The organism is Streptomyces sp. NBC_00386 (genome assembly GCF_036063235.1).
GTDB lineage: Bacteria > Actinomycetota > Actinomycetes > Streptomycetales > Streptomycetaceae > Streptomyces.
In genome coordinates, this window is record NZ_CP107950.1 from 10,126,752 (window position 1) to 10,143,112 (window position 16,361).

Below are 16,361 nucleotides of genomic sequence, written 5' to 3' on the forward strand. Positions count from 1 at the left end.
GATCGACGCCCCGCACGGACCGTCGGGCTGGAGCCGATCGTCCCCGGCGGCGCGACGGTGACCATCGGGACGAAGGGCTTGCCCGCGGGCGTCGACGGTCCGAACCCGGTGGCGAAGATGCCCGCCGGGACGGTCGGTGGGGAGAGTCGTCGACGGCGCCGGGTGACCTCCTCGGCAGCGTCGAGGAGGTCACCCGGCACTGTGAACGCGGCGGGCGTGACGACCGGTTCCGTCTGTGGTGAGCGCGGCCCCGCAGGAGGAGATGTCCGGCCACCGCGACTGCTTCTGGCCCCGCCGCGGTACCTGCCCGGGCCCATGGAGAGCGGCGGTACGGCGGCTGCGGAGCCCGCGATGACGCTCGCCTCGTCGCCGGCCGGCCCTCCTTTCTGTCCGGCATGCCGTACGTCGCGGGGGACGACTGCCTGGACGATGCGCCGCACATTCCCCTCCCGGAGGACAAACCCCGCACGCCAGCAGTCTGCGCGGCGGTACCGCTCCACCGGCCGCACCGGCTCTGAACAGGTCCTGAGGCGCGACCGGTCGAGCGCGGCGGAGCACAACACCGCTTTCGGGCCGAGGCCTTGAACACGGGCGAACGGCAGGGCCGGCGCTGCGTCCTCACCGGCGAACGGACCAGGGGTGTGCAGATCAAGAGGCTCGTCGAGACCGGCCGGCGTGCCCGGCGCACCGTCAACTGATGGTTCCTCGCGCCCGGATCCCGGGGGCGACGCGCGGTCGCATGGTGGGATCCGGTGCCCGGAGGGGCAGTTGGCGGGACGGACAGGTGGGTGGGGGCCCAGAGGCCGGGCACGGCCGGCACGGTTGACGTCCGAGGGGAAGTCAGACCAGGTGAAACTACTGAGAGTTCACGATCGGTCCGTACGGTAATCGATATAGAACCCCTGCGTTCTGAACGCCACCCAGGTGTGGTGTACGGTGTCGATCGTGAACAATCCCTGGCGTGTCGTGATCCAGCGCGAGGCTGAAGTCTGGCTCGAGCAGGCCGACACTTCCGACCCCCGGGCGGCGCACTGGGCCCGCGTGGCCATCGAAACACTCGCCCGGTACGGCGAGGAGGCGCTCCTGCTGGAGAGCCCCCCCAGCGGCCTCGTCGTCGAGGCGGACCCGCGGTCATCCGACTTGGAGCCGCGGGTTCTTCGTTTCGAATACACGATCGACGTCGGCGCGGGCGAGACGGAGCAGACGCCGCCGGACGTGGAGCCGCGGATCCTGCGGATGGACTGCGCGGTCGCCACCTCCAGCAGAACCGCCTGGGTGCAGCGGCTCAGCGCCACGGGCGCGTCGGTCCACAAGATCGAACACATCGACTACCAGGTCACCATGACGGACCGACAGGCCCCTGAGAACACGGAGAAGCGCACCTCGGTCCTGGCCCACAAGCTCCTGTCCCTGGCCGTCGCCCCGATCCCCTCCGAGGAGCGCGCGCGGTACGCGGAGGAGTTCGCCGCCGAACTGCTCGATCTCGCCGACGAAGGTCTCTCACGCCGACGTCAGTGGAGCTACGCGGCCGCACTGATCCTCAACGGCATCGCGCTGAGCCTGATCCTCAGGCGCCGCGCCCGCATCAGCGGAGACAACTGGTGAACATCTGCAGGTCAGATGACGAGACCAAGAACGTGGTGGCCGCTGATTTCGCACAGTGGGCCTGCAGGACAACCTGCGACTGCCGGTCGCTGCCCCTGCTCTCCCTGCAGCGCCTGCGCCAGATCTTCGACGACCGGATCGTTCCCCTGTACCTGGGGGGCACCGCCGTCTCCCAGGAACGTCCCGTCGCCCTCTACATCATGGGGCAGCCCGGCGCGGGCAAGACCACGATCACCCAGCGGATCGTGCAGGCGCAGGAGGTGAACGAGGCCGTGCGGATCTGTGCGGACGACCTCAAGCAGTTCCACCGCTTCCATGAGCCGCTGATGTGGCACAACTCCCGGACGGCCGGCTTCCGCCTGCGCAAGGACCTCAAGGTGTGGATGCGGCAGATCATGCGCTTCGCGGTCCACCACCGTGCGCATGTCGTGATCGAGATCTCGCCCGACAGGCCCGAGGAGTTTCTCCGCAGCGCCGGTGCGCTGAGTCGCCAGGGCTACCAGATCAAGTTGATCACCCTCGCCGTCCGTGCGGCCGACAGCTTCCAGAGCGTCGCCTATCGCTATGCCACCACCCGGACGCCCGACATGCCGGCACGGTTCACCACCCGCAGTGGTCACCACACGTGCTTCCGGGCGAGCGAGGACACCCTGCGGCAGGCCGAGGACGCCGAGTCGGTCGACAGGATCATGCTCGTGGACCGCCAGGGGAAGCCCCTGTGGAGCTCCAGGCGTCCGAACGGGCTCAGTGCCTCGCAGGTGCTCGCCGAGCAGCGCAACCGGCCCTACGAGCTCGAGGAAGCCGTCTGTTTCATGCGGACTCAGGAATGGCTGTGGGACCAGCTCCCCGCCCACCGGGACGAGGTCGAGGAGATCGACAGGCTGGCCGCCCCCCTGTTGCCGCAGGTCATGAAGCCGAGCATCTGAACACCGGGGCGCCAGGTCACCGACTGCGCAGTTCTCGGTACAAGGCCGCGTAGTCCGCAGCGATCCGTGCCACCTCGGCCGGGTCCGCCGACGGAAGTACCCGCTGATCGGCTAAACACCGGCGCAGCCCGTCCAGGAGCTCCTCGAGGAGTTCCTGGTCCGGCAGAGGCGCACCGTGTTCCTGCTCGATCCGGCCCGTGTACCAGGACGCCACCATCTGCACCCGCTCCAGCGCATGCACGTACCCCGCATGGCGCGGCGGTGAGTCCGCACCATGCATCGAGAGATGAGCGTCTGGCGAGTGTGAGGTATTGGGCACCGGGACCTCCTTCGGAGCTGCGTCGCGAGCGCGTGCTGGTGCACGCGGCCTACAACAACGGCCCCGCACACGAGAGCATAGGGTCACAACTGTTTACCGGCACCGCGTATGCCGCAGTGTGTGGTAATCCACCAAGGCCAGGGGGAGGCCGAATGGTTCGAGATCTTCGCACGGTGTTCGGGTCGAACGACGCAGGCCTGGCCGCTGCCGAGGCCTTCACCAACCGGCAGGACCAATGGCAGGCCGTTATGAACGCTCTGGCAGAGCATCTCCAAGAGATATCTGCCGCGAGTTTCGATCCGGAAAACGTCGAGTGTCCCCGGCGCAACGTACTGATGTTTCACGGTGTGGGCGGCATCGGGAAAACAACCCTTTCCCGAAAAATCGAAGCAACCCTGACCGACCACAGCCGCCGTCCCGCACAATGGCAGCCTTTCCCCGCCTCGACACGCGTCATTCCCGTACGCATCGACCTCGCACGCTCTGTCGGAACAGACTTCGAAAAGATCGTGCTGTCCATACGGCTCGCCGTCGCCGCTCTCGGTCGCCCCATGCCGGCCTTCGACCTCGCCCTGAGCCGCTATTGGGAACACAACCATCCCGGCCAGACTCTCGAAGAACACTTACGCCGGACCGGATCCGCCTTCGTCCGCTTCAGCAATTCGGCCGCCCTGCCCGAACAAGTACAGTCGGCACTCGGCGACATCGCACAGGCACTGCTCCTGCCCGGAACCGTGGGTGGGGTCGCAGGACAGATCACCGGCGCAGTCGTCACCGCCCTGCGCGAACGGCGCAGTTCGCTACGGGCCCTGGCCGACTGCGCACGCCTGGCCGATGTGCTGGAGGCGGAACCCGACACCGAAATGCTGTCCTTCACCCCCCATCTTCTGGCGTGGGACCTGGCCCGGATGCCCCGGAAGAAGAAGGCCCTCCTGGTCGTCCTGCTGGACACGTTCGAAGACGTCGGCGACCGCACACACCGCGACCTCGAGCGCCTGATCCAACGCGTCGTATGGCTGATGCCCAACGCCTTGTTCGTCATCACCGGCCGCAACCGACTCCAATGGGCGGATGCCGGTCTGCAAGGACAACTGGACTGGACAGGCCAGAGCGCATGGCCCCGACTGGGCAATCCCCACATCGGATCCCGGCAGATACTCGTGGGCGACTTCTCCGCACAGGACTGCGAGGACTACCTCGTCCACCGCCTCCGTTCCAACGGACAGCCACTGATCGACCAAGCGATCCGGCACACCATCGCAGCACGCTCGCACGGACTGCCCCTCCACCTCGACCTGGCAGCCGGCCGCTACCTGGAACTGAGGCGCCAGGGCAGGGATCCGCGCCCCGCAGACTTCGAGCAGGACTTTCCCGCACTCATCGCCCGCACCCTGCGCGACCTCACCCCACCCGAACGCCAGGCACTGCGCGCGGTCAGCCTCCTGGACGCCTGGTCGATACCTCTGGCCATGCAGGCAGCAGGCCAGCAGCACCAAGCCCCTCTCACGCGCCTGCTGGACAGACCCTTCATCCAGTACGAGCCGGCCGCCTCCTGGCCCTACCACCTGCACCAAGTCATCCGATCCAGCATCCGCAGCGCCGACGACAGCAGTGACGACCGCTGGTCATCCCAGGACTGGCAGCAGGCAGGCCAACGCGCCTTCGACGCGGTCGGCAACCACCTGGCCACCAGTCCCCGACGAGACCGGGCCACCGTGGTCGCCTGCCTCCGTCAAGGCCTCTCGCTCGCGCGAGACTTCCGTCTCGAACTGGACTGGCTCGCCCGGGCCGCCTTCGACTACGTGTCCGACTCGGTCTGGGAACCGGTCGCACCCCCGAGCAGCGCACCGGCGACCCCGCCCACCACCGCGGCCGAAGCGCTCGCGGAAACCCTCAGCACACTGGCCCGACGTCAGCACGAGCACCGACAGCGCACGGCCGAACGACTCACCGCCGTCATCCGCTCCGACCTCCTGACGCCCGAGTTGCGCGACCTGGCCGTCTACTACCTCGCCAAAGCCCATCGGGACCTGGGCCTGAGCGACCTCTCGCGCCAGGGCATGAGCGAAGTCGTAGCCGGGGGAGGCCGCTTCGCCTTCCCCGCCAGACGGGGTCTGGCCCATCTGTCACGCCTGGCGGGCGACTTCCCCACGACGCTCGACACCGCACGCGGCCTGGGATGGCGCGGCCGGCACCATCGAGTTCTCGGAGACCTGTGGTGGCCGCACGGGCGAGCCGAGTTCGCCGCGGAGAACTACAAGAACGCCCGCACCGAGGCCGAGGAACACGCCGTCCTGGGCGAAGCGGCAACCTCACAGTCCATGCGGTGCTTTGCACTCGCCTTCACCGATCCCGAGATCGCCGACGACGAGATCGAACTTGCCCGCTGCCTGCTGCGCCCGCTCGACCTGCGCGCCTCGCGTATCAACGTCGAACTCGCCTCGCTGCTGCGTGACGCCGGCACGTCGGCAGACATCGCAGGCCGCGTCCAGGCGCTGCGAGAGGACCTGAACAGAGCAGGCTTCGTCTCCATGCAGGCGTCTCTCTGCCTCGTTGTGTCCTTCCACCGGGCCGTCCTGCGAGATCAAGCGGGTGTGGACAGTGAGATCGCCCGACTGCGTGAACTCACCACAACCGGCGGATACGCCTACTACGTCGACATCGCCCACTTCATGGCGGGACGTCGGACGGCTCCGGGAGAAGCGTCCGGTGCGCGGTGGATCGGCGGTGCACCGGACGTGCACGCACGCTGGCGAGGTCTGGTCGCCCAGCGTCAACTTTGGCTTGGACTGGAGTGATTAGGGAAGATCGGTTTCTAACTCTACCTAGGGCTTGGTAGAGTTACGCCATGGTGACGACGACCGAGGGGCCACCTCCCTGCCCTTTTAGGATGACGCTCCCGACCTGCCGGGTCCTGGAGATCTTCCTGAAAACACCGGAGGAAGAGATCTACGGACTCCAGATCACCAGAGAACTGGAACTGAAGTCCGGGACCGTGCACCCGATCCTCACGCGCCTGGAACAAGCAGGATGGGTCGAATCCCGCTGGGAGGACGTCGACCCCCGCTACGAAGGACGACCGCGTCGCCGCTACTACCGCCTCAGCTCCGACGGTGCTGTGCAGGCCCCGCGGGCCATCACCCGCATGGTCTCCAGGCGAGGGGCCCTCTCGTACGTGCTGCGGCCCGATCTCAACGGAGGAGCCAGCACATGAACCACGTTCCCATCGCCCTTGCCATCGGCCAACTCTTCATCTGCCTCACGCTTTTGGCTGCTGCACTCATCCCTCTGTGGTGGACGAGCACCGGCAGGCATCACTCATTCGTCCACAAAGCCACACATCGCCGACCGCTCAGCAGCCACCTGCACCCAGGCCCGGCTTGGCGCACAGCAACCGGGGATCTGAAATGACTGCAGAGCCGAAGGGCCAGCACCGGCCGCTGCGAGTGGTCAGCGTGTACTGCGAATCCGAAAACGGAATCAGCGGGCGAAACTGGGAAGACGTCAGAGAAGACCTCCCCGCCGCCGACGAGGCCATGTCCGACGACATGCAACTCCTGATGGCAGCACTGCGCATGGAACGCAAACGCCGCGGGCTCACACAGCAAGCCGTCGCCAAGCGGATGAATGTCTCCCAGTCGCGCGTGTCTGCCATCGAAACCGGAACCCTCGAAGCGACCGAGGTCGGCACACTCGCCAGATACCTACGCGCGCTGGGCGCTCGCCTGCGACTCAAAGCCGAGTTTGAGGTATAGCCGCTTCTCCCGACGGCCGGCTCAGCAACCGCGCACCAAGTCACCGACGCAGCCCACGAGGAAAGCTGGCCCGAAGGGGCAAGCCCCTTGCCTGGTCGGGGTTTGAGTGGTCGGTTGGTCGGGTGGCCGTGTCCATGCTGTAAAGCCGATGGGCACGCCCTCGGGGGGATGCCCGAGCATTCCGTGGTCGTGTCGGATCTGGCGCCACTGTCGGCAGACAGGTTCCGGCTGGCCTCGGACCTGGCGTCGTCCGGTCGGATCAGCGTTTGTGGGGAGTCGTGCTTCGCAGTGCGCAGGTGACGTTGCGTCGTGAACAGGATTTGACCCTGCAGTGTGCAGCCCCTTCCGGTTGGAACACTGCACAAAGAAGCTGCACAGTGTTCCAACCGTCAGGAGAGCTGCGTCGTCGTTCGCTGAGGCTGTTTCCCCAATTGCGCCGGGATCCGTTCTGCTCGAGTCCGTCCTGGCCGTGGGTCGGCGGCGTGAGCGGAGCTGCGCAGTCAAGCCTGCTCGGTCACGTGCACGGTGTGGAACCGGCACGGCCTGCGCAGCTGGCCGTGCCGGAGCAACAGATCCGGCGCATGATCCGCCTGGCGAGGACTGACCGTGGCGGGAATCGGCGCTGGAGAGGGGATTGCGCAGCAAGGGATCGGTGGCCTACCGCCTCCGCGATGCGGAGAGGTGTGGTGCCTGGTTCGCGACGGATGGAACCGGCGCACCTGCCGGCGTATCCCTGCTCGTCCGTGATCGGGCCTGCACCATATGGCGCCCGCGGCAGCCACGGCCTGCCTGGGCAGTGGCTGTAGGAAGGAGGATGGCGGGGGCCCCGCCGCTCGTAGTGTGAGGTCGGGAAGAGCTCGCTGTGGGCGGGGTCTGACACGGTTCACCCTTGTCGTCGGGCAGGTTGTCGAGGTTGCCGTTTCCGGGCCCTCCGCCCAGTCGCCCGGGGCGAGGGCCTGCTTTCGTCCGACAGGCAGATTTGCGTGATTTTCCGGGCGTGCCGCGATCCACAAAAGATCTAGCAACCATGTTGTAGAAAAAGTTGCGATCACGGGTGCTGGGCTGAGATCCTGTCCAAAGAAGTTCAATCGAGTTGCCCACGAGAGGAGGCGCGATGGGAGACCGACTGACCGGTGTCGAAGCCCTGGGACCACTGCTGCCCGTCGATTCTGCAGCCGCAGATGCTGCTGCAGACCCTGCCGATGTCGGGCGGCGGGTCGGTCAGGCGCGTCAGCGTCGGGCATTGACCGGAGAGGCACTCGGAAGCCTCGTGGGCCTGGGCAAGGATCAAATCTCGAAGATCGAGAACGGGCGGCGCAGGGTCAGCGTTCGTGAGCTGCCGAAGTTCGCACACGCGCTGGGCGTGACGGTCGCTTCTCTGCTCGGCCAGCCCTCCCGGCCGACTCTGGCAATGGCCCACCGTCTGGCAGGCGACGGCGGGCCGGGAGAGGACAACAACGCCAAACGCCGCGCGCTGGAACTGCTGGAGGTCGAGGACATCCTGGCCCAGCGCGCGCAGACGTGGCCGTCTGTCGTGACCCGGTCCGGGCGGTGTGTGCTCGATTTCGCGCGCAATGAGCTGTCGACTCCCCGCAACCGGTCCGAGGCGCAACGCCAGGGCAAGCGGCTGGCTGAATTCACGCGTAACGAACTGGGCCTGGGATCGTACGAACTGGGCGACCTACCGGGTTTGATCGAGCGGCATTTCGGAGTTGACGTAGCCCTGTCCCCACTGGGCGACAGGGCGGACGGGCTGTGCGTGCACGACGACGACGTGGCGCTCATCGTCGCATCGACCGACTTCTCCCAAGGCCACGTGCGCTTCACGCTGACCCATGAGCTCGGGCATCACTTGTTGAAGGATCCCCGAGACGTCATCGACGAAGGCGAACACGACATGTACGCCGACGACCTGACGGAGAGACGGGTCAACGCGTTCGCCGGTCATCTGCTGATGCCGGAAGACGGCATCCGCGAAACCCTGGCATGGCTGAGTGCCAGCCGCGTCACCGAACGGAGTCTGGTGGCGCTCATGGAACAGTTCGGTGTGTCCTTCTCGGCACTCCTGATCCAACTGCGCGACATCGGCCTGATCACCCCCGACCAGAGCGGGCAACTGAAAAAGCTGGCGGTGCAACAGCTCGTGGAGCGCCACGTCTCGGTAGCGCCCACCGGCGCAGGGATCAGCGCACTGAAAACGGTGCGCGCCCCTGAACGGCTCCTGGGCGCCGCAGTGGAAGCCGCCCGAAACGAACGCATCGGTCTGGCCGTGGTTGCTACGCTCCTGCAGCGTGAAGATGATGAAGCGCTGTGGGAGGACGTAATGCAGCCCGAATCAGAGGTGCTCGTCTGAGCGCGGCCGAGGTGGGAAAGGAAAAGCCTGCCGTCTGGTTCGTCGACACCTCCTCGCTGATCTCCCTGGCAGCGGACGACGGCCTGCGCAAGGCAGTTCAGGACGAAATCCAAACTCAGCATCGCGTGCTCTTGGACGTGGTGTGCGACGAGTTGGAACGTCTGGCCGACGAAGGACGACCGAACATCAAGAGCCTGGCGGGTGCTGCACTGGGCCAGCTCGACTGGCTCGGCACACCTGTGGACACCAGCGACAAGGTCGACTCCTTGCGCGTACTGGAAATCCAGGACGTGCTACGCAGCGGCCGCGCCTTGCAGCATCCCTTCGAGCACTGGGCCGAGTCGGTGATCATGTGTATGGCGGACAGGCTGCAGCAGACAACCCCGTACCTGCTCTCTGAGGACTACAACGCCCGCGTCGAATCCCGCCACCACGGTTGCAATCCGTTCAGCGTCCACAAGCTCTTGTCCCGCATGGTTCGTGCTCGTACCCTCCTCCCCGAGCGCGCGGCCGCATTCGCAGATGCCCTCATGGCTTCCGACCGTGGCAAGGACTACACCGCCGAAGAGTTCACCTCTGGCTGGCTGGGACGCGTCGGACATCCCTGAGACGTAACGCCCGTCGTCCCTGCAGGCTTCGCCGGTCCACGGCGGATGGAGCCGGCGCACGTGCTGGCCTACCCGCCGGTGATCGGGTCCTGCACCTGGTGGCGCGCTGGAGAGAGGGCACGGCCGTCCGTGGATCAGATGTATTGCTGGAGAAAGGCAACCGGCGGGAGGTACACGGTCGTCTTTCGGGTATGTTCCTGCCGATGACTGAACCGTCTCGGTCTCTGCTGGCCTGGCCGCACTGTGGCAACGGCGCGACCCCACAGGATTCGGTTGGCTGCCGCGGCGTTCAACTTCCCGGTCACACCGTATGTCTGGCCCACTTGGCCAGCACCGACCGCGACATCTACTTCAGCGGCTTGGCCCCCGGCGTCGACGTGGACCACCGCGGCACTTCCTTCACCGAACCCTGCTCCAGGCGCTTCTCACCGCACTCCGAGATCTTGTTACCGGGCACGCCCGCTTCGAGATCGCCGCGTTCGTACTCGTCAACGGAAACCAGGTCGCGGAGGACGCCTTTGGCACCCCGACGGACGCCACCGTGCGCATAGCCTTGTTGCGCGGTGTCGATGCCGCTCACCTGGTTCTGGCAGACGTCGATCTGTCGGAATGCCTGTTCACCGGGGGCCGTTTCGAGAAGGCGCTGAACATCACGTTGAACTCGGTCGTGTTCTGCTCGGCCGAGCAGGATCTGACAACTGCCGGCACCTACATCGAGATGGGATCCCGGGTGACCGAGCCCGTCCTTTTGGGTCTTGCCGTCCTGGCTGTTCGCAACCGCGTCAAGCACTGAACACCATTCCCCCGGATCTGGCGCCGAAGACGTGTAGAGCGGACTGCTACCGGGATTCACTGCGATGCCGCCCCTGCCAGCGGCCGTGACTGCTGAGCTTGCCAGGAGCGCATCCGAGACGGGCCGGGCGGGGCACCGCACGCGGTAGCTTGCCCGCCACAGCCGCTATTCGACGTTGACGCCGTGGGCTCGGGCGAGTCCGTCGAGTCCCTCTGCCCAGCCCTGGCCAATGGCGCGGAGTTTCCACACGAGCTCGCCGTTGATGTTGTGCCGGTACAGCTCGGCGATGACCATGGCCCGGATGTCCGGGTCCGCAGGTGGGCTGAAGCTCCATCCGGTGCCGTTCACGCATTCCATGGACAGGGCCGCGTGGGTGAGTGATCCGCAGGTCAGGCCGGTGTCGACGTCCATGTTGATGGCGACGGCGACACGCCGCACCCGGTCGGGCAGGGCGGACAGATGGACGACGGCGCGTTCGACGCTGTGCGTGCCTTGCACGTGCTTGCCCAGGAGTCGTGCGGCGCCGTCGGCGGTGGAGGGCTGGTTGTAGAAGACGAAGTCCTCGTCACCGGCCACCCTGCCGTCGGTGCCGGTGAGGAAGAGGGTGAGGTCCGCGTCCGCACCGGCGAAGGTGAAGGTGATGTTCAGCCCCTGCCAGGCTTCTTCGGGCAGAGCGAGCGTCTGCCCGGCCACGAGGGGAGACACCGCGGCGGGCGGCAGCGGGGGAGCGGGCGGCGGCTCGGCCAGGTGGCTGTGCTTCCATTCGGCAAACGGCCTGATCCGGTACGGGTCGGCGGTCACTGCCCGGTCGTCGGGTGGGGTGTTGCCGCTCAGAGTGCTGTCGAGGCCGGCGAGGGAGGGCTCGCCGGACTCCGGTTCGTCGTGCGCGTGGTCCAGGAGTTCTTGCAGGCCCGGGACGCGGGCGGTGTCCAGTGGCTTGAACGTGCTGGAGAGGTTGCCGGAGGCGGTGGTGGTGACCGAGCAGGCGACGTCCTGTCCGATGTCCAGGAAACGCAGCGCGTCCTCGGGCTCGCGCCATGGGGTGGTCTCGATCGCCTCGCGGGTCCACCGGCCGTAGGCGACGAATCCGAGCCGCTGGGTGTCGGGCAGGCGGGTCAACACGGCCAGGTCGATGGCGGTGATACCAGGTGCGGTGGCGAAGCCCTCCTTGAGGGTGGCGACCACGTTGGAACCCAGGGCGGTCAACCACCACAGAAGCCGGTCGCGTTTCGTCAAATTCTTCAGAGTCGGGCGACCACTCGAGGTGAGCCCGGGGGTCTGCGTCGGCATCGAGTCCAAGTCCTGGTGACGCATCAGAACGGACAGGACCGAACCGTCCACTCCGAGCGCACAACCGGCCGCAGGGTTGTCCGAGAACGCGGCATTCACCGCTTCGCAAACGGTGTCCTCGTCGTTGGCGAGCAGCGCCTGCCACCAGTGCCCGGCGTCACCTGTCAACTGTTCACGCACCATGCTCAGGCGTGCCGACTCGGCCGCCAGATACGCGGGAGCATCGAGCTCCGCCCGCTGTTTGGCGCTGGCCCGCTCCGCACGGGCCAACCACCCCACACCCTGCAAGTGAAACGCCTGCGCCTCGGCCAGCGCCCAGGGCAGACCCAGCTGCGGAGCATCCCCGATCACCGGCGGATGCGCGCGGGGAAAGGACTGCAGATGGACGCCGGTCATCTGCCGCCTCAACTCCCGCAACTGCGCGATGGCCGCATCCCGATCAGCCTCCTGCTGCGCCCTCTCTGCCTGCCGGCGAGCGCGCTCCAGCTGCGCGGCGGAAGGGGCGACTGACCGGGACTGCGTGGTCCGGCGGGTGCTGGTCGTGGTCCGCCGGCTGCCTCGGAGGGAACTCGAGGCGTAGAAGGGGCCGAGTCCCGTCGACATCCGGGCACCGCCGCTGCCCACACTGATCCTCGCCGCCCGCGGCCCGACGGAGGTCCTTACCCCACGTGTCGAGACACGCACGCTCATGCCCGGAACACCAACACGAAACCCGAATCCCACGGCCCACCCCTCTCGCTTGGGGACACAGTGTGGCACCGGCCCGGGCAGCGAGTGGCCATCCCTCTCATCGCGGCCCCTGCCGGTGCTGCTGCCCGTCGTCCAGGAGGACATTCCGGGCGTTCCCCGAGCAGCCGAAGCCGCGTTGCGCAGACCTGCCACGAGAAGCGCGAATGCCCTCGCCTCGGCCGATGGCGCGGGTCAAAGCCGACCACCCCTTGCTCAGGCGTGACCTCGCGCGGGCTCAGTGGATCTCCCCGACCATTCGGCACCTGACCTGCTGACGAACCCGCAGGGGGAGGGTCGCCGACAGCCGACCCATTGCAGGAGCGGGACGGACTGTCCAGGGTGGCCAAGCGAGAGGGCCCAAACGAAGGCCTCACCGAGGCATCTCGGGGCGCGGGACGGCCGAAGTCGTCGCCAGGGTATTCGTTTCCGAGCGGCGACTTTACGGGAGAGAAGATCAGTAAGTGTGCGACCTGCCATGGTGAGTTGTGCGAGCGTGTACGGCGTTGAACGAGGGGGGTCGGTGAGCGATCAGGCGCAGCGGAGAGAGCGGATACGCCTGGCACGCCGGCGAGCCGCGATCCACGGGATCCGGGCGCGAGTTCCAGCGCCCTGTGCGCCTGATCCTGAGCCCGATCCTGCTCCGGAAGCATCCCGGTTGCGGAGACTCGGGAATCGCCTACGTCGGGTGAAGTGGGCGCACGTGGTCACAGTGGGTGGCACAGCGCTTGCGGCGGTTGCGGCGATCGGAGGGCTGTGGGCTCAGGCCGTTGCTACGTACTGGAGTCAGGAGACGGCGAAGGACCAGCTCAGCCAGTCACGCGACGACGCGGAGCATGAAGTTCAGGAACAGGCACGGCTTGTGTCATCTTGGACGGAACAAGGTGAGGCCCATGGGAAACGGCGCCTGCACATCATGAACCGGTCTCGGGACCCTGTGTACTCGGTGATATTCGAAACGCGGCTCGTGGTGGTGGACAAGGTTACTTCCCCGGTCATGTGGGCTGTCACGATGGACGGAGACCTCGGCCCCTGCACAGAACTCGTCTACGACGAAGCCAAGTTCCATGCGCTGAACGGCGACCCGTTGCCCGACTACAACTCCACGCCGGCCACTGCCCTGTTCGTTGAGAAGCTCTCGTTCACCGACCGGGCCGGCATCAGATGGCAGCGCGTTGATGGGGGGCTGTCGGTCCAAAAACAGATGAAGGTGACACGCCTCAAGGGCGTCCCCATGGTGGACCTGGGAGAACCTGCAGTCCGGAAACTGTCTGGCTGCGAACCGGCGTGAACGACCACGGAACTCCGCTAGGACTGCCCCCGTTGCGCGAAGGAGCTTCGCCCGCCCGGTGCCGCCGCGGAGCGGTTCGGACCGTCACGGTCGCGGCGTGGTGGCACCCCTAACGAGAGACCCTGCCCTCGGGGGTGCTGGTGGCGCGCTCCGAGCTCCGGCAGCTTGCCCGGCGGGCCGTCCAGGTCGTGTCCTCGCCATGCCGGTTCAAGTCAGACATGATCCATGATCAGCAGACCGCCAGCTGGCATCCAGATGGCTTCGGGAACGCTTCGGAGCCTTGGCAGTCTCGGTGTACTTTCCGATGGACCGTCGGCGACAGTCGGTTCATGAGGGGGTGTCGGCGTTCCTATCGCCAGCCGTCGAGGGAGACTTCCGGACCACCTGCCAGGTATCGGTGGAGGGCACTGGCGGTGGTGTCCACGAACTCCGTGGGGATGGCGTCGGCATCGACCCAGCGGACCTGGGCGTGCTTGCGCGGTTCGCGGTTTTCGGGTTCGCCGGTCCACTTGTCGGCGGTGAAGACGACGGTGAGGAAGCCGTTGGGGGCCTCCACGCCCCAGGCGCCGTGGATGATGTGGGCGACCTTGAGTGACTCCGGCTTCACGGTCAGGCCGGTCTCCTCGTACAGCTCGCGTACGGCGGTGTCGGTGATGGGCTCGCCGGGCTCGCTTTTGCCGACCGGCAGGTCCCACATGCCCTGGGCGAACTTGGCGTTCTGGCTGCGCTGGAGGAGGACGATCCGGTTGGCGGCCTTGTCGTGGACGATGACGGCGGTGACCAGCAGAGTCATGGATGCGAGGGCAGGCGGCAGGGCTTTGGCTGGTCGTCGGTCTGCGGCTGAGCCACGTCCATCGTGTCGCTTTCCATGGCAGAGGTCACCGTGTCAGGTGACGAAGGTTACTCCGGATGGCCTGAGGGGCCGCCCCACGCGCGTCGGGAGGGAGGAGCTGGGGGCGGCCGGTCTTGCCGTCAGCTCAGTGCTTGAGCGACGCGCTGCCTCAACTTCTCATCGTGAAGAGCGCCGACCGTTCGCCAGGCAGCGTCGGAGACCTCTTCGGTCTGCAGTTCGCCGATGTCGGCGATGGTGCGGAACAGGAAGCGGAAGTCGAAGTGCTGGTGGGCCGGTTCGCCCTTGGCAGGGTTGGCGTCGATGGGGTGGATGTCGATGTGCAGCGGGGTCTCGCCGTGCGGGGTGACGACGTGGAGTGGGATACCGGTCTCCTCGGCGAGTTCGCGGCTGGCGGCCTGCAGGAGCGTGTTGTCTGAGGGCTCCAGGTGTCCCCCAGGCAAGAGCCACTTCTGGGTCACGTTGTGGAGAATGTGTAGGACGCGGCCGTCGTGGCCGACGAGGATCGCGCCGGCGGTGACGTGGCCGGGCAGGGTTTTGCGGCCGGTGAGGTCGTCGCCGTCGTCGATCAGGCCGAGGACGACGCCGAGTTCGCGCTTGTCCTCGGGGTACTGGTCGAGGTAGGCGGCGATGGTGGTGCGGATGTGGCCTGCCGTGATGGGCATGGTGATCACCTGTTGAAGTAGGAGAGCCAGGTTGTCGCGATGGCTTCGCGGTTGGGTACGGGGACCTCATGGATGCCGGGGGCGAGGTCGCCGCGGGTGAGCATCCTGATCGCGGCGAGGATCTCGGCCTGGACCAGGAAGATGAACGGCCCAACGCTGGCGCCGTGGATGAAGTTGACGGCGTTGCCGCCGTTCACCAGATAGAAGTAGTGGCCGGTCGTCCGGTAGCGGGTGACGTGGTCGCCGACGACGGTGCGGGTGTAGACGTCCGGGAGTCCGGCGAGGTCGAGTTCGTCCTCGCTGGAGGTGACGGTGGCGACGTAGGCGCCGTTGCGCAGGTGGGAGAAGTCCTCGCCGCGCAGGGATATCGCGCCGGTCGCACAGAGCACCAGCCCGGCGCCGGTCAGGGCGGTCTCGCGGTCACGGGCGACGGTGAAGCCCTGGGACAGGGCCTGGGTGCGGCGGACGGGGTCGAGGTCGAAGACGGTTACCTGGACTCCCTTGGCCTGCAGGAGGCGGGCGATGGAGGAGCCGAGCTTGCCGAAGCCGATCACGAGGGCGGGGCGGCCGTGGAGGATGTCGCCGCGGCCGCGCATGACAGCCTCGGTGGAGAAGACCACGGACTGGCCGACGAGGAAGTCCTCGGGGTCTTTCAGCGGGGACCGGGCGACGGAGATGACGGGGCAGGGCAGTTTGTCGAGGTCTTCGTAACGGCGGTGCCCGTTCTCGGTGTCCTCGATCACCCCGGCGATCCGTCCGGTGAACCGGCTGTGGACCTCGGCGAGGGTGTGGGCGAAGTAGCCGCCGACGTCAAGGAGACAGATCGTCTCGCCTGCGGCCCGGGATTCGAGGTAGTCCAGGGCGTCGTCGGCCTCGGTGAACAGGTCGCGGGTAAGGGTGTCGACGGGGACGGTCTGCTCGACCTCGCGCTTCGCGTCCGGGTGGATGGACTTCGGCTTGGGCAGCACCGCAGTGAGACGGGTCATCGCGGCGACGGCCTGGACGAACGCGGGTCGCTCCGGCAGCAGGTGCGTGATCAGGAACGAGGCGGTCTGCTCATCCGGGGTGAACTGGGTGGCGATCCGGGCGAAGTAGGCTTCCAGCCGGGCGCGTTCGAAGGTTTCCATGGCAGTTCCCTCTCATCCGTTCCGTCCGGGGCCGTGCGGGAAGTTCCCAGGGG

At 66.9% G+C, this 16,361-nt stretch carries 14 protein-coding genes and 1 pseudogene; 9 read left to right on the forward strand and 6 right to left on the reverse strand.

Annotated elements, in window-relative coordinates:
- The first annotated feature begins 945 nt into the window (after positions 1–945).
- Both OG780_RS44185 and OG780_RS44190 read left to right on the forward strand, forming a co-directional pair.
- Entirely contained in the window at positions 946–1,605 is a 660-nt protein-coding gene (locus tag OG780_RS44185; RefSeq protein ID WP_328443420.1) for a hypothetical protein, read from the forward strand.
- Positions 1,602–2,531, forward strand: a complete 930-nt coding sequence (locus tag OG780_RS44190) for a zeta toxin family protein (RefSeq protein ID WP_328443418.1) — start codon at positions 1,602–1,604, stop codon at positions 2,529–2,531. Before OG780_RS44185 ends, OG780_RS44190 begins: the two co-directional genes overlap by 4 nt.
- 16 nt (positions 2,532–2,547) lie before the next feature.
- Here the strand turns inward: OG780_RS44190 and OG780_RS44195 are convergent, their stop codons facing one another.
- Complete coding sequence (locus OG780_RS44195; RefSeq protein WP_328443416.1) at positions 2,548–2,772, reverse strand: hypothetical protein; 225 nt, start codon at positions 2,770–2,772, stop codon at positions 2,548–2,550.
- A gap of 587 nt (positions 2,773–3,359) precedes the next feature.
- Here OG780_RS44195 and OG780_RS44200 point away from each other — a divergent pair.
- The 5 genes from OG780_RS44200 to OG780_RS44220 all read left to right on the forward strand — a co-directional run bounded on the left by OG780_RS44200 (position 3,360) and on the right by OG780_RS44220 (position 9,566).
- Positions 3,360–5,648: an ATP/GTP-binding protein gene (locus tag OG780_RS44200; RefSeq protein ID WP_328443415.1), complete on the forward strand. Its 2,289-nt coding sequence runs from the start codon at positions 3,360–3,362 to the stop codon at positions 5,646–5,648.
- 92 nt (positions 5,649–5,740) lie between these two features.
- Positions 5,741–6,064, forward strand: a complete 324-nt coding sequence (locus OG780_RS44205) for a PadR family transcriptional regulator (protein ID WP_328443413.1) — start codon at positions 5,741–5,743, stop codon at positions 6,062–6,064.
- Positions 6,065–6,257: 193 nt separating this feature from the next.
- Positions 6,258–6,605: a helix-turn-helix domain-containing protein gene (locus tag OG780_RS44210; RefSeq protein ID WP_328443411.1), complete on the forward strand. Its 348-nt coding sequence runs from the start codon at positions 6,258–6,260 to the stop codon at positions 6,603–6,605.
- Between the two features lie 1,114 nt (positions 6,606–7,719).
- Positions 7,720–8,958 carry a helix-turn-helix domain-containing protein gene (locus OG780_RS44215; RefSeq protein WP_328443409.1) on the forward strand — a complete coding sequence of 413 codons (1,239 nt, stop codon included), beginning with the start codon at positions 7,720–7,722 and terminating at the stop codon, positions 8,956–8,958.
- Positions 8,959–8,969: 11 nt separating this feature from the next.
- Positions 8,970–9,566, forward strand: a complete 597-nt coding sequence (locus tag OG780_RS44220; protein ID WP_328443407.1) for a hypothetical protein — start codon at positions 8,970–8,972, stop codon at positions 9,564–9,566.
- A gap of 346 nt (positions 9,567–9,912) precedes the next feature.
- Here the strand turns inward: OG780_RS44220 and OG780_RS44225 are convergent, their stop codons facing one another.
- Entirely contained in the window at positions 9,913–10,356 is a 444-nt protein-coding gene (locus OG780_RS44225) for a hypothetical protein (protein ID WP_328458770.1), read from the reverse strand.
- A gap of 168 nt (positions 10,357–10,524) precedes the next feature.
- Positions 10,525–12,045 (reverse strand): TerD family protein, encoded by a 1,521-nt coding sequence (locus tag OG780_RS44230; RefSeq protein WP_328443405.1) that lies wholly within the window; start codon positions 12,043–12,045, stop codon positions 10,525–10,527.
- Between OG780_RS44230 and OG780_RS44235 the strand changes: the two genes are divergently transcribed.
- Together OG780_RS44235 and OG780_RS44240 are read left to right on the forward strand one after the other, a co-directional pair.
- Positions 12,031–12,159, forward strand: a complete 129-nt coding sequence (locus OG780_RS44235) for a hypothetical protein (protein ID WP_328443403.1) — start codon at positions 12,031–12,033, stop codon at positions 12,157–12,159. The two genes, OG780_RS44230 and OG780_RS44235, sit on opposite strands and share 15 nt — an antisense overlap.
- Positions 12,160–13,063: 904 nt before the next feature.
- Positions 13,064–13,666 carry a hypothetical protein gene (locus tag OG780_RS44240; RefSeq protein WP_328443402.1) on the forward strand — a complete coding sequence of 201 codons (603 nt, stop codon included), beginning with the start codon at positions 13,064–13,066 and terminating at the stop codon, positions 13,664–13,666.
- Between the two features lie 349 nt (positions 13,667–14,015).
- On the opposite strand, the pseudogene OG780_RS44245 reads toward OG780_RS44240, so the two are convergent.
- From OG780_RS44245 to OG780_RS44255, 3 genes and pseudogenes are all read right to left on the reverse strand, one after another.
- Positions 14,016–14,515 (reverse strand): annotated as a pseudogene (locus OG780_RS44245) (NUDIX domain-containing protein).
- 123 nt (positions 14,516–14,638) lie between these two features.
- Positions 14,639–15,181 (reverse strand): NUDIX hydrolase, encoded by a 543-nt coding sequence (locus OG780_RS44250; RefSeq protein WP_328443399.1) that lies wholly within the window; start codon positions 15,179–15,181, stop codon positions 14,639–14,641.
- A gap of 5 nt (positions 15,182–15,186) precedes the next feature.
- Positions 15,187–16,308, reverse strand: a complete 1,122-nt coding sequence (locus OG780_RS44255; protein ID WP_328443397.1) for an adenosylhomocysteinase — start codon at positions 16,306–16,308, stop codon at positions 15,187–15,189.
- Positions 16,309–16,361: the final 53 nt, after the last annotated feature.